General features: G+C 45.1%; 15 protein-coding genes. 6 read left to right on the top strand and 9 right to left on the bottom strand.

All coding sequences use genetic code 11. The annotated features are described in order from the left end of the window. Nucleotides 1-42: 42 nt before the first annotated feature. The gene (cysK, locus tag ICN48_RS00615; RefSeq protein WP_216151823.1) at nucleotides 43-1014 is read right to left on the bottom strand and encodes a cysteine synthase A; all 972 of its coding nucleotides are present in this window, start codon (nucleotides 1012-1014) and stop codon (nucleotides 43-45) included. A gap of 107 nt (nucleotides 1015-1121) precedes the next feature. Beyond that, nucleotides 1122-1604, bottom strand: a complete 483-nt coding sequence (locus tag ICN48_RS00610; protein ID WP_215392227.1) for a disulfide bond formation protein B — start codon at nucleotides 1602-1604, stop codon at nucleotides 1122-1124. Between the two features lie 168 nt (nucleotides 1605-1772). On the opposite strand from ICN48_RS00610, the gene ICN48_RS00605 reads away from it, so the two are divergent. The 6 genes from ICN48_RS00605 (at nucleotide 1773) to ICN48_RS00580 (ending at nucleotide 6666) form a co-directional block, all read left to right on the top strand. Continuing rightward, entirely contained in the window at nucleotides 1773-2549 is a 777-nt protein-coding gene (locus tag ICN48_RS00605; RefSeq protein WP_215392226.1) for a ferredoxin--NADP reductase, read from the top strand. Nucleotides 2550-2661: 112 nt separating this feature from the next. Beyond that, nucleotides 2662-2826: a hypothetical protein gene (locus ICN48_RS00600; protein WP_215392823.1), complete on the top strand. Its 165-nt coding sequence runs from the start codon at nucleotides 2662-2664 to the stop codon at nucleotides 2824-2826. Nucleotides 2827-2844: 18 nt separating this feature from the next. Beyond that, on the top strand, nucleotides 2845-3639 hold the full coding sequence (locus ICN48_RS00595; protein WP_216151822.1) for a TSUP family transporter: 795 nt from the start codon (nucleotides 2845-2847) through the stop codon (nucleotides 3637-3639). Further along, nucleotides 3636-4364, top strand: coding sequence for a phosphoadenylyl-sulfate reductase (locus ICN48_RS00590; RefSeq protein WP_216151821.1), 729 nt, complete (start codon nucleotides 3636-3638; stop codon nucleotides 4362-4364). Before ICN48_RS00595 ends, ICN48_RS00590 begins: the two co-directional genes overlap by 4 nt. Nucleotides 4365-4399: 35 nt before the next feature. Further along, on the top strand, nucleotides 4400-5323 hold the full coding sequence (cysD, locus tag ICN48_RS00585; protein ID WP_215392223.1) for a sulfate adenylyltransferase subunit CysD: 924 nt from the start codon (nucleotides 4400-4402) through the stop codon (nucleotides 5321-5323). Then, entirely contained in the window at nucleotides 5323-6666 is a 1344-nt protein-coding gene (locus ICN48_RS00580; protein ID WP_216151820.1) for a sulfate adenylyltransferase subunit 1, read from the top strand. Before cysD ends, ICN48_RS00580 begins: the two co-directional genes overlap by 1 nt. Nucleotides 6667-6675: 9 nt before the next feature. Here the strand turns inward: ICN48_RS00580 and ICN48_RS00575 are convergent, their stop codons facing one another. The 7 genes from ICN48_RS00575 to ICN48_RS00545 form a co-directional block, all read right to left on the bottom strand. Beyond that, the gene (locus ICN48_RS00575) at nucleotides 6676-7746 is read right to left on the bottom strand and encodes a YeiH family protein (protein WP_216151819.1); all 1071 of its coding nucleotides are present in this window, start codon (nucleotides 7744-7746) and stop codon (nucleotides 6676-6678) included. A 243-nt stretch (nucleotides 7747-7989) separates the two neighbouring features. Further along, nucleotides 7990-8328, bottom strand: a complete 339-nt coding sequence (fdx, locus tag ICN48_RS00570) for an ISC system 2Fe-2S type ferredoxin (RefSeq protein WP_216151818.1) — start codon at nucleotides 8326-8328, stop codon at nucleotides 7990-7992. Nucleotides 8329-8379: 51 nt separating this feature from the next. Continuing rightward, nucleotides 8380-10245, bottom strand: coding sequence for a Fe-S protein assembly chaperone HscA (hscA, locus tag ICN48_RS00565; RefSeq protein ID WP_216151817.1), 1866 nt, complete (start codon nucleotides 10243-10245; stop codon nucleotides 8380-8382). Nucleotides 10246-10272: 27 nt separating this feature from the next. Continuing rightward, entirely contained in the window at nucleotides 10273-10800 is a 528-nt protein-coding gene (gene hscB, locus ICN48_RS00560) for a Fe-S protein assembly co-chaperone HscB (protein ID WP_370624114.1), read from the bottom strand. Then, complete coding sequence (gene iscA / locus ICN48_RS00555; protein ID WP_012357505.1) at nucleotides 10778-11101, bottom strand: iron-sulfur cluster assembly protein IscA; 324 nt, start codon at nucleotides 11099-11101, stop codon at nucleotides 10778-10780. The genes hscB and iscA overlap by 23 nt, the downstream gene beginning before the upstream one ends. A gap of 39 nt (nucleotides 11102-11140) precedes the next feature. Next, complete coding sequence (iscU, locus tag ICN48_RS00550; protein WP_216151815.1) at nucleotides 11141-11527, bottom strand: Fe-S cluster assembly scaffold IscU; 387 nt, start codon at nucleotides 11525-11527, stop codon at nucleotides 11141-11143. A 38-nt stretch (nucleotides 11528-11565) separates the two neighbouring features. Then, entirely contained in the window at nucleotides 11566-12825 is a 1260-nt protein-coding gene (locus ICN48_RS00545; protein ID WP_216151814.1) for an IscS subfamily cysteine desulfurase, read from the bottom strand. Nucleotides 12826-12834: the final 9 nt, after the last annotated feature.

Genomic DNA, 12834 nt, shown 5'->3' with positions numbered 1-12834 from the left:
CCCTAGGGTGCCTTTTTTATTGCCAACTTCATTAAAGATTTCTTATGCTGGCAAACCTTTTTCATCGAACACGCCTTCGAATAAGGCAGAGCTTAAGTAACGCTCAGCGGCATCTGGCAGAACTACCACGATGGTTTTACCAGCGTATTCAGGCTTCTTGGCTAAACGAACTGCTACAGCAGCAGCCGCACCACAGGAGATTCCGACCAAAATACCCTCTTCTTTGGCGATACGGCGGGCAAACTCAATAGCCTCTTCATTGGAAACTTGCTCAACCTTATCCACCACTGATAAATCTAAGTTGTCCGGGATAAATCCAGCACCAATACCTTGAATCTTATGCGGTGCAGGCTTGATTTCTTCGCCATTAAGCTTTTGGGTTATGACTGGACTTGTAGTTGGCTCAACAGCAACCACTTCAATATTCTTTTTCTGAACATTCTTGATATAGCGCCCCACGCCAGAGATTGTTCCGCCGGTACCAACGCCCGCTACAAACACATCAATCTTGCCTTCAGTGTCTTCCAATATTTCCGGGCCGGTAGTCTTTTCATGAATTGCAGGATTGGATGGATTGCTAAATTGCTGGAGCAGCACATATTTAGAATCAGACCCGGCAATCTCTTTTGCTTTAGCTACAGCGCCATTCATACCTTTGGGACCTTCAGTTAAAACAATCTTCGCACCCAAAGCAGTAAGCAATTTACGACGCTCAATACTCATAGTCTCTGGCATCGTCAGCGTCAACGGAATTCCACGAGCAGCCGCTACGAAGGCTAAAGCGATACCGGTATTCCCGCTAGTAGGTTCCACGAGCTCCTTACCTGGGCCTAGTAAGCCTTTTTCTTGAGCGTCATTAATCATTGCAACGCCAATACGACACTTAACAGAGTAAGCAGGATTACGACCTTCAATCTTAGCCAGAACGGTCGCCTTTGCACCATCAGTCACACGGTTGAGTCGAACCAATGGTGTCCTACCAATGGTTTGTGAGTTGTCAGAAAAATAAGCCATGAATATTCCTTAGTGCAAAAAAATAGGTTTAGTAAAGATCATATGATTTAAGACAAAACTTGTAAAAGATGTAATTGTTATTTGCTCACAATTAAAGCTTCTAAGGATTAGGACTTAGATTTTCTAAAAAAGGTAATTAGCAATATCAAGCAGAGAGCCGAAAACCATAACAAGGACCACTCCGGAACTTGCAGACCCAAAATGGCTGGGAGCTTTGCAGAACACAATCCATCTGCTTTGAATAGCCAGGGAAGATAATTCGCTAACTGAAACTGATTAATCCAAGTCTCCAAAGGATCTATTCCACAAGATTCACTTGGATGAAATAAAAGCCAAACATGGTGCCCGGCCACCGCAACTCCATATCCAGCAGCCAACAGCGCCAAGCCATGAAATAACCTTCTCAATGGTGCAAGACCAGCAGCCAACAAACAGGAAATAGCGATGCCAAGATAGCCAACCCTTTGCAAAATACATAAAGGACAAGGCAAGAAGCTCACACCTTGGTAGCCAGTCTGCTGCAAGATTACGGCAAAAATCACCAAACTCAGACTGAGGGTTGATAGGAAGAGGTACTGAGTTCTTTTCATCTATAGATGATAGCCAATGGGTTCAGAATCCACCATAAACCACCGCCTTATTACTAAAAGTCTGATCTATATCACTACAGAGTCCTATTTTTTGGGGGATTAGCCCCTATTTAGACCCCCAAGAATGGGATAATTATCGTTTTGCTATCACCTAATTAATACGCATTTATGGCCGCATACAACACCGAAACCGTTTTGTCAGTTCACCACTGGAATGACACTCTTTTCAGCTTTACTACCACCCGCAATAAGGGCTTGCGCTTTCGCAGTGGCCACTTCTTGATGATCGGGCTTGAGGTTGAAGGTAAACCATTGGTGCGCGCTTATAGCGTTGCTAGCCCGAACTATGAAGAGCATCTTGAGTTCCTGAGTATTAAAGTTCAAGACGGTCCTTTGACTTCACGTTTACAGAAGATTCAAGTCGGCGATCCGATTCTTGTCAGCGAGAAGTCTGTAGGCACATTAGTACTAGATGATTTAAATCCAGGCAAGCATCTCTACCTGTTTAGTACTGGTACCGGCCTTGCTCCATTCATGAGCATCATCCGCGATCCAGAAACCTATGAGAAGTTTGAAAAAGTTGTTCTCATTCATGGCGTGCGTTTAGTAAGCGAGTTAGCTTATGAGAACTACATTAAAAATGAACTCACTCAAGATGAATACTTGGGCGAACTCATTCGCGAAAAACTCATCTATTACCCAACAGTGACACGCGAAGCATTTAAGCACACTGGACGCCTCACTACTGCAATTGAAACAGGTCAACTTTTCAAAGATATTGGCTTGCCACCACTCGATCCAGCAGTCGATCGCGCCATGATTTGCGGCAGCCCATCCATGCTCAAAGAAACCTCTGAAATGCTCGATGCCAAAGGCTTCAAAGTCTCGCCAAGCCTTGGTCAATTGGGTGACTACGTCTTTGAACGTGCTTTCGTAGAGAAGTAATCGGTTTATCCCTATATATCTAAAAGTCATTTAGATATCGCTATATATTCCTTGTGGATATATAGATGCCTTGGTAAATTCTCCTTAACGAGCTATTTACCAAGGAATTGCAATGTCACCAGTCAGAGAGCACTTCAATCCAGTTATCACCAATTTACTGCGTCAGCATGATCGCTTACCCCATGATCAGGTTGAAGAACGTAAAAGCTTTCAGCGTCAAATTTTGTTTCTCATGAACACAATCAAGCTCGAAGAATTCGAGCAATCATTTGCTTAAGCAGGGGAAGCAAATATCGTGATCCAATTTTTTATAGACTCTTCGCAATTTATCATTTCTGGTGCACTGGTTGGTCTACTTGTAGGCATGACCGGCGTTGGTGGTGGCTCATTAATGACCCCTTTGCTCACAATCATCTTTGGCGTAGCACCAACTACTGCAGTTGGAACTGATTTAGCTTTTGCCGCCATCACTAAAGGCTTTGGTACTGCTGCTCACAGACTTCATGGCAATGTTCGCTGGGATATTGTTCGCCTTCTTTGTATTGGTAGCCTTACCACTGCAATATTCTCCATTCTTGTTCTCAAGTATGTTGGTCCAGTTTCAAAGGACTTTAATCATTTGATTAGCATTTCGATTGGCATTTCTGTCTTGCTAACAGCGGCATCACTTTTGTTTAGGGCTAAGATTTTGAAATGGGTGCAAGACAACCCCAACTTTTTACCTAGCGGCACCAATTTAAAAATCGCGACCATTACTGTTGGTGCTGTGATTGGTGTACTTGTAACTGTTTCATCAATCGGGGCGGGTGCAATTGGTGCAACGCTTATTTTGGTTCTGTATCCATACCTTAAGCCTGCCCAAGTTGCTGGTACCGATATAGCCTATGCAGTACCACTTACAGCTCTGGCTGGTGTGGGTCACTGGTGGCTTGGTAACGTGCACTTTGACTTGTTATTCGGTCTTTTACTAGGTTCAGTACCTGCAATTTGGCTCGGCGCCAAGTTATCCAGCACCTTATCAGAACGTGCAACTAGGACCACTCTTGCGGCAACCTTATTTTTAGTCGGAATTAAATTAGTTACCTCATGATTGCTCCAGAATTTTGGTCGATTCCGCCAAGCACCCTTTCCGCCACAGAGCTTGCTGAGAAATCTGCCATCCTGAAGCAACGCTTAATAGATATTTCAGGGCGTTTTTCAGATATTCGCTTTGCAACTAGCTTAGCAGCGGAAGATATGGTGGTAACTGATGCCATCAACAAGGCAAAAGCGAATATCAAGCTATTTACTTTGGCTACGGGTCGCCTGCATCAAGAAACCGTAGATATGGTCAAAACTACTGAAGATCATTACGGCGTATCCATTGAAAAAGTTTATCCACAAGATAGTGATGTTCAAGTCTTTATTGATCAATATGGCATGAATGGTTTTTACGATGGTGAAGAGCCTAAAAAAGCTTGTTGTGGAGCGCGCAAGATTAAACCACTCAATGCTGCACTTCTTGGCGCCGATGCCTGGATTACCGGCCAGCGACGTGAGCAATCTACCACTCGTACTGAGCTTAATTTTGAAGAACTCGATGATGCACGAGGCATCGCAAAGTTCAATCCTTTGCTTGATTGGAGTGAATCGGATATTTGGGCTTACATCAAACAAGAAAATGTTCCTATTCATCCATTACATCTCAAGGGCTACCCCAGCATTGGCTGCGAGCCCTGCACCCGTCAGGTGAAAAAGGGTGAAGATATCCGTGCTGGTCGCTGGTGGTGGCTTCAAAGCGATAGCAAAGAATGTGGCTTGCACGTCAATAAATAAACAATTGTAAAAACTTAGTAGAAATAACTTACAGAATGTCAGAACAAAAATTGCTTGATGATCACCTCGATTGGCTTGAAGCTGAATCGATCTACATCATCCGCGAAGTAGTAGCACAGTGCTCCAACCCAGCCATGCTGTTCTCCGGCGGCAAAGACTCCATCGTGATGTTTCACTTAGCGCGTAAGGCTTTCCAGTTTGGCGATCGTCCAGTGAAATTACCTTTCCCTATTTTGCATATTGATACCGGTCATAACTATCCAGAAGTGATCGCCTATCGTGATGCTGTAGTGGAAAAGACCGGCGTGAAGCTGATTGTGGGTCACGTTGAAGACTCCATTAAAAAAGGCACTGTACGTTTGCGTAAGGAAACGGATTCGCGCAATGCTGCTCAAGCTGTGACTTTGCTCGAGGCGATTGCTGAGCATGAATTCGATGCCCTCATGGGGGGCGCCCGTCGTGACGAAGAAAAAGCACGTGCTAAGGAGCGCATCTTCTCTTTCCGTGATGAATTTGGGCAATGGGACCCTAAAGCTCAGCGCCCTGAGCTCTGGAAGCTCTACAACGCACGTATTGCCAAAGGCGAAAATATGCGTGTATTCCCAATCTCGAACTGGACGGAGCTCGATATTTGGCAATACATTGCTCGCGAGAAACTAGAACTCCCAAGCATTTACTACACACACCAACGCGAAGTGGTAAAGAAAAATAATTTATTGGTTCCAGTAACTAACGTTACGCCAAAAGCGGCTGATGATATTAGCGAGGTCCTGAGCGTACGTTTCCGCACTGTAGGCGATATCAGCTGTACCTGCCCAGTACTTAGCACTGCATCAACTCCACTAGAGATCATTGCTGAAACCGCTATTTCTGAGATTACTGAACGTGGCGCCACTCGCATGGACGATCAAACTAATGAAGCCTCTATGGAGCGCCGTAAGAAAGAAGGTTACTTCTGATGACTACCAATCAAAATCAAAACGTCGTTCGCTTCATTACCGCTGGTAGCGTAGATGATGGCAAGAGTACTTTAATTGGGCGCTTGCTCTATGACACAAAATCTATTTTGGTAGATCAATTAGAGTCCCTCTCAAAGACTAAGCACGCTCGAGTTACCTCCTCTGATGCAGGCGTCGACTTGGCCCTCCTTACCGACGGGCTAGAGGCTGAGCGTGAGCAAGGCATCACCATTGATGTGGCTTATCGCTACTTCTCTACCCCAAAACGCAAGTTCATCGTAGCTGATGCCCCGGGTCATGAGCAGTACACCCGCAACTTGGTGACTGGCGCCTCTCAATCGGATGTGGCAGTGATCTTAGTGGATGCAACCCGCGTTGATCTCAACACCACTCCCGCAACCTTGCTAGCGCAAACGAAACGTCATGCCGCTATTGTGCATTTATTAGGCTTGCGTCATGTAGTGTTTGCCGTTAATAAGATGGATCTATATGAGTTTGATGAAAAAGTATTTAATACCATCAAGACTTCCATTGAAGATCTCACCCAGAAGATTGGTCTACCTAAGCCAACTTTGATTCCAATCTCTGCATTGCTTGGTGCTAACGTAGTTACTGCAAGTAAAAATACCCCTTGGTACAAAGGCCCTACCCTGCTTGAATGGCTAGAAAGTTTAGATACTAGCCCTGAGTCTGAAAAACTGTCACTGCGCTTTCCTGTTCAATACGTGGCCCGCCAAGATGGCAGCGCTTCTGATGACTTTCGCGGCTACCTTGGAGAAATTGAGTCGGGAAGCATTCGCAAGGGACAAAAGATTAAAGTATTGCCAGGTGGCTCTGAGGCAACGGTTGCTGAGATTTATCTGGGCAATCGCTCCAGTAACAAGCAAACCAATGGCAATAATGCTGTTGAGTCGGCGCAAACTGGGCAAGCTGTTGCCATCCAACTATCTGAGGATATTGACATCTCACGCGGCTCTTTATTTATTAGCGCTGAAGATAGTCGCCCTCCAGTACTAAGCAAGCAACTTTCTGTAGATCTATGCTGGCTAGATAGTGAACCACTCTCATTGAGTCGTAAATATGCCTTGCGTCACACCACCAACACTGTTGGCGCGAAAGTGAAGAGCATTCAACAAGTACTGGATGTACAAACATTGTCTCAAGCAAGTGATGTACGTGCCCTATCCACCAATGAAATCGGTCGGGTTGATTTCATCTTGCAAAAGCCAATCGTTGCTGACTTGTTTGATCAATCTCAGCGCACTGGAGCCTTTATCTTGATCGATGAAGCCACCAATCATACGGTCGCTGCAGGCATGATTCGTGAGGCAGTAGCGAAGTAGTCGATGGATTTAGACGAACTGACCCACAGCAATATTGATCACAACCCCACCAAGCACAAGCCACAGAAATAGAATAGCCGCCAGCTTCAATGGTCCTGTTCCTGCTTTGGCTATAGCAGAAATATGGGTAGTCAACCCAAGGGCACCCATAGCTAAGGCTAATAAAAAATTATCTAGATAGACAAGGCCAGTACGAACAGGCTGGCTAATGTAGCCTGTTGAATTAATTCCAATAGCAATCAAAAATAAGACTGCAAATACTGGAAAAAATTTACCGATAGACTTTCTTATACCGCCACTAGTCGCATTTCGGTTCGCAGAGGTTTTGTCTGCCTTTTCTGACAGGGATACTAAGACTGAAACACCAATTAAAAATGGCGCTAACATCATGACGCGCACCATTTTAGCAATCACAGCGGTATTAGTAACATCATCACTAATCGCGTCTGCAGTTGCGACCACTTGAGCAACTTCATGAATAGTCGAGCCAATATAGATACCAAATTTTTCTGGACTGCAATACTCGACGTAATGAAGCAAGGCATAAGAATGGATAATTGGATAAATAAAAATCGCAACAGTTCCAAAAATCACGATAGTAGAGATAGCAACGGCAACACGTTCATTGCTCGCCTTCAGAATAGGTTGAGTCGCTAAGATTGCCGCCGCACCACAAATTGAACTGCCCGCACCAATTAAAACTGAAGTATCTCGGTCTAGTTTGAAATATCTCATACCTAGATATACCGCCAAGATAAATGTAGATATCAGCATGACCGCATCAATCACAATGCCGCCAATACCGACATCGCCAATATCTTGGAATGTTAGCCTGAAACCATGCAAAATAATCCCTAAGCGCAGCACTTTTTGCTTGGAAAAGTTGATCCCAGAACCGCAATAAGAAATCAAAAATTTATAAATTGGCATGTTGCCAATCGCAATGCCAATCAAAATGGCTAGAGTAAGAATGCTTAAGCCATTTTTCCCCAATGAAGGGTACCTACTAGACATTTCTATAGCTACCAAAGCAACTATCGTTGCGAATAATATTCCTGGGATATTTTTAATAAATGACATTATTTGGGGCGCATTAAGACAATCAACTCGCAGGAATACTCGAGCCGGACAGTATAAACAGCAATGTTTATTGGGGACGGAAAAACATAAGCCCCAAAAGAAAAGCCACCCCGAAGGATGGCTTAAAAGATTTTTTTGGAGGTACTACCTAAAGAATGAACAACAACTTCATCTTAGCCCCACCAGAAATCTCACTTTATTAGGTTTGCATGATTGTAGGCATAAATGCATTAATTTGGTGCATTAATGATTCTCTTTGGCATGATTGATTGAATATTTGGGGATTTCAATCACTAAATCCTGTTTTGCCACAATCGCCTGGCAAGACAAGCGGGATTGGGGGTTCAAACCCCAAGCGCGATCAAGCATGTCTTCTTCGTTTTCATCAGGAGGATTGAGGCTTTGAGAGCCCTCTTTCACAATCACGTGGCAAGTAGTGCAGGCGCACACCATATCGCAAGCATGCTCAATCGGAATGTCATTCTCAAGTAAGGCCTCACAAATCGAAGTACCTGGCGCCACTTCAACAACTGCACCTTCTGGGCAATATTCACTATGCGGTAGGACAACGATTTGAGTCATGATTCTTTTCTGTTTGTGTATGGTTTGAATTCGTTTTTAAATTATCTGCTCTTAAATCTCGGCAACATTTTTACCGGACAGAGCCTTCTGAATACTGGCATTCATGCGTTTTTGCGCAAAATCATCGGTTGCTTTTGCTGCATGGTCAACGGCTTTGCGAACTGTTGCACTGTCTGTTTCTTCATTCAAAATCTTTTGTAATTCAGCCATTTCTTGATCGATCACCGCCTGCTCTTCCTTATTTAGAAGATTACGATCGCTATCGAGAGCGGTTTGTACTGCATCGAGTAGACGTTGCGCATTAACCTGCTCTTCGCGCAATGATCTAGAAAGCAAATCTTCTTTTGCAGATGAGAATCCATCTTGCAGCATGCGTGTAATCTCTGCATCAGTTAAACCATAAGAAGGCTTGATATCAATCGACGCTTTTACACCAGAGCCTTGCTCGGTGGCGCTGACAGAGAGCAATCCATCGGCATCGACCTGAAAAGTGACTCTAATACGTGCTGCGCCTGCAGCCATAGCCGGGATACCACGCAACTCAAACTTACCTAATGAGCGACAGTCTTGTGCAAGCTCACGCTCACCCTGAACTACCTGAATCGCCAAGGCAGTCTGACCATCCTTAAAGGTTGTAAAGTCCTGCGCTCTAGCGACTGGGATGGGTGTATTACGCGGAATGATTTTTTCCACCAAACCACCCATGGTTTCAATACCAAGCGATAACGGAATGACATCCAATAAGAGCCACTCATCATCTTTGCTTTGATTACCTGCCAATAAGTCAGCCTGCATCGCTGCACCTAGCGCAACCACTTGATCTGGATTGAGATTGTTTAATGGCTGAGTACCAAAGAGGTCTCCAACGGCACGTTGCACATTAGGCATGCGAGTTGAGCCACCCACCATGACAACACCTTTAACGTCGTCAGCCTTGAGGCCGGCGTCACGTAGGGCTTTTTTACAAGCCATCAAAGTCTTGGCTACTAAATTCTGAGTAATCTCAAATAACTGCGCCTGACTCACTCCAACATTCACTACCGTGCCGTCCGCAAGAGTCTCATGTACTCGCGCCAGCGGATTATGACTTAACAACTCTTTAGCATGTTTACACGCCTGCAGGAGCGTTCGATGATCATGAATGGATAGTGGAGGAAGCTTTGCTTGTTCAATCACCCAGCAATACAAACGATGATCAAAGTCATCGCCACCCAAGGCAGAATCGCCACCCGTAGAAAGCACCTCAAAGACACCGCGACTCATACGAAGTATGGAGATATCAAAAGTACCGCCGCCTAAGTCATAGACTGCGTAGATACCTTCAGTGGCATTATCCAATCCATATGCAATTGCAGCAGCAGTGGGCTCATTCAATAAACGTAGCACTTCAATGCCTGCCAACTTAGCGGCATCTTTCGTTGCCTGACGTTGTGCATCATCAAAGTATGCGGGGACGGTAATTACAGCGCCAACAATGTCATCAGACACAGAATCTTCAGCCAGTTGACGTAAACGCGCCAAGATTTCTGCGGAGACTTCGATTGGACTCTTATCACCGGCAACTGTTCTCAGCTTGAGCATGCCGGGCTGATCAACAAAGTCATAGGGAGCGCTTTCAATATTCTCTACATCTAGCAAGCCACGACCCATAAAACGCTTAACGGAAACAATGGTGTTCTTTGGGTCAATTACGGCGCTCTCAAGCGCCTCAAAGCCGGCTTGTGTTCTGCCATTTGGCAAATAGCGAATAACGGACGGAAGCAACTCACGGCCTTGTGAATCAGGTAAAACCTTGGGCAAGGCATCGCGCACAATTGCTACCAATGAATTCGTAGTGCCCAAATCAATACCGACAGCAATTCGGCGTTGATGGGGCGCAAGCGACTTGCCGGGTTCAGAAATTTGTAATAAGGCCATAAGTAATGAGTTTAGCTTGAGTAGGGGCTATATTAAGGCTGCAATAGTGTCATCAAGCTCAACGGCAAACTTATCGATAAACAGTAAACCGCGAAGTAGTTCTGCGGCGCGCGCATAGTTCTTTGCGCCATCAATGGCTTGAGCAATTTCTGCAAGCGTATCTCGCTTAGATTCTTGCACTTCAGTCATCAAAGCATCTAATGCAGGCAAATCTTCTGCTTGCTCATCCAGGCTTTCACGCCATTCCATCTGCTTCATGAGAAAGGCAGCAGGCATCGAGGTATTCGTTTCCAACTTGGCATCAACGCCATGAAGATGGCAGATATAGAGGCCGCGCTGAATAGGGTTCTTTAGGGTCTGAAATGCAGTGTTTGCCAAGGTAGCCATTTGCATCGCCAAGCGTTGGTCTGCATCACTGCCTCGTGCATGGCGATCAGGATGCACTTCCTTCTGAATCGCAAGGTATGCCTGATCTAGAGCAGGCAAATCGATGTTGAATTGCTGATTTAGTCCAAAGAAGCGAAAGTAATCGTCAGACGCGGAAGGATTCGCCACAACCACACTCATCTTTTACGTTTGGATTTTGGAACTTAAACCCTTCGTTCAAACCCTCACGCACAAAGTCTAGCTCCGTACCGTCTAAGTAAGCCAAACTTTTTGGATCTACAAATACCTTAATGCCATTGGACTCAAATACTTGATCTTCGGCTGCAGGCTCATCAACATACTCCAGCTGATACGCTAAGCCAGAACAACCGGTTGTGCGTACGCCCAAGCGCAAGCCACAACCTTTACCGCGCTTTTCTAAGTTGCGGTTTACGTGTGCAGCTGCTTTGTCGGTTAAGGTAATTGCCATAGTTTTGACTTCGTATTTTTTCGTTCTTTATTGCAACTTTTATTTCGCTGGATGCTTCTCTTTGTAATCCGCCACTGCAGCTTTGATGGCATCTTCAGCCAAGATGGAGCAATGAATTTTTACTGGTGGCAAAGCCAACTCTTCAGCGATGAGCGAATTCTTAATCTCAAGCGCCTGGTCCAAAGTCTTGCCCTTAACCCACTCAGTTACAAGAGAAGATGAAGCGATCGCAGAACCACAACCATAAGTCTTAAACTTGGCATCTTCGATTACACCTTGATCGTTCACGCGAATTTGCAATTTCATGACGTCGCCACAAGCAGGTGCGCCAACCATACCAGTACCTACAGTGTCATCACCCTTTTCAAATGAACCAACGTTACGGGGATTTTCGTAGTGGTCAATGACCTTTTCGCTATATGCCATGGTATTTCCTCTTTAATTTCTATGTATTTATATTTGTTTTAGTGTGCAGCCCATTGAATCGTGCTGATATCAATTCCATCCTTGTACATCTCCCAAAGCGGAGATAACTCACGCAACTTAGCAATCTTTTCTTTCACTAACTTGATAGTGAAATCTACTTCTTCTTCAGTCGTGAAGCGACCCAAGGTAAAACGAATCGAACTATGCGCTAACTCATCATTGCGGCCTAGGGCACGCAAAACATAAGAAGGCTCTAAAGATGCAGAGGTACAAGCTGAACCAGAGGAGATCGCCAAATCTTTGAGGGCCATCAACATCGATTCGCCTTCAACATAGTTAAAGCTAATATTCAGGTTGTGAGGAACGCGATTATCCATATCCCCGTTGACATAAACCTCTTCAATATCTTTCAAGCCATTTAGCAAGCGATCACGCAAAGCCCGAATACGCTTGTTTTCTTCCGCCATCTCGATGCGGGCAATACGGAATGCCTCGCCCAAACCGACGATCTGGTGAACAGCAAGAGTTCCAGAACGCATACCGCGCTCATGACCGCCGCCATGAATCTGAGCCTCAATACGAATACGAGGCTTACGACGGACAAACAAAGCACCAATACCTTTTGGGCCATAACTCTTGTGCGCAGAAAAACTCATTAAATCGACTTTGATCTTTTCGAGATCAATTTCTACCTTACCAGTTGCCTGGGCTGCATCCACATGCAAAATCACACCACGTGAACGGCACAAGTCGCCAATTGCAGGAATGTCTTGTACTACGCCGATTTCATTATTGACATACATGACTGAAGCCAAAATCGTGCCAGGCTTCATTGCAGCCTCAAGCTGTGCAAAGTCAATCAAGCCGTTCGGCAACACATCTAAATAAGTGACCTCATAACCTTCGCGCTCGAGCTCACGACAAGTATCCAAAGTAGCTTTGTGCTCTGTCTTCACGGTGATGATGTGATTGCCACGATCTTTGTAGAAATGTGCAGCACCTTTCAAGGCTAAGTTAATACTTTCAGTAGCACCGCTAGTAAATACAATCTCTCTTGGATCAGCATGCACTAATTGAGCAACCTCAGAACGCGCCCACTCAACCGCCTCTTCTGCAGCCCAGCCATAAGCATGGCTACGGGAAGCGGCATTGCCAAACTGCTCGCGCAAATAAGGCAACATTTTGTCAACCACGCGAGGGTCAATAGGCGTAGTGGCCGAATAGTCCATATACACAGGAAAGTGTTCAGGACTAAACATAGGAACCGGTTGTTGCGGCAAAGCTTGTGGTGCGTTCATGATTTACTT

Origin of the sequence: Polynucleobacter sp. JS-Safj-400b-B2 (assembly GCF_018881975.1) — a bacterium.
Taxonomy (GTDB): Bacteria; Pseudomonadota; Gammaproteobacteria; order Burkholderiales; family Burkholderiaceae; genus Polynucleobacter.
Note: the sequence above shows the minus strand (reverse complement) of the source record. Positions and strands in the feature narration are given on the sequence as shown.

Coding starts and splice junctions, on each gene's coding strand:
- cysK (WP_216151823.1), bottom strand. CDS start 1,014: ATGGCTTATTTTTCTGACAACTCACAAACCATTGGTAGGACACCATTG.
- ICN48_RS00610 (WP_215392227.1), bottom strand. CDS start 1,604: ATGAAAAGAACTCAGTACCTCTTCCTATCAACCCTCAGTCTGAGTTTG.
- ICN48_RS00605 (WP_215392226.1), top strand. CDS start 1,773: ATGGCCGCATACAACACCGAAACCGTTTTGTCAGTTCACCACTGGAAT.
- ICN48_RS00600 (WP_215392823.1), top strand. CDS start 2,662: ATGTCACCAGTCAGAGAGCACTTCAATCCAGTTATCACCAATTTACTG.
- ICN48_RS00590 (WP_216151821.1), top strand. CDS start 3,636: ATGATTGCTCCAGAATTTTGGTCGATTCCGCCAAGCACCCTTTCCGCC.
- cysD (WP_215392223.1), top strand. CDS start 4,400: ATGTCAGAACAAAAATTGCTTGATGATCACCTCGATTGGCTTGAAGCT.
- ICN48_RS00580 (WP_216151820.1), top strand. CDS start 5,323: ATGACTACCAATCAAAATCAAAACGTCGTTCGCTTCATTACCGCTGGT.
- ICN48_RS00575 (WP_216151819.1), bottom strand. CDS start 7,746: ATGTCATTTATTAAAAATATCCCAGGAATATTATTCGCAACGATAGTT.
- fdx (WP_216151818.1), bottom strand. CDS start 8,328: ATGACTCAAATCGTTGTCCTACCGCATAGTGAATATTGCCCAGAAGGT.
- hscA (WP_216151817.1), bottom strand. CDS start 10,245: ATGGCCTTATTACAAATTTCTGAACCCGGCAAGTCGCTTGCGCCCCAT.
- iscA (WP_012357505.1), bottom strand. CDS start 11,101: ATGGCAATTACCTTAACCGACAAAGCAGCTGCACACGTAAACCGCAAC.
- iscU (WP_216151815.1), bottom strand. CDS start 11,527: ATGGCATATAGCGAAAAGGTCATTGACCACTACGAAAATCCCCGTAAC.
- ICN48_RS00545 (WP_216151814.1), bottom strand. CDS start 12,825: ATGAACGCACCACAAGCTTTGCCGCAACAACCGGTTCCTATGTTTAGT.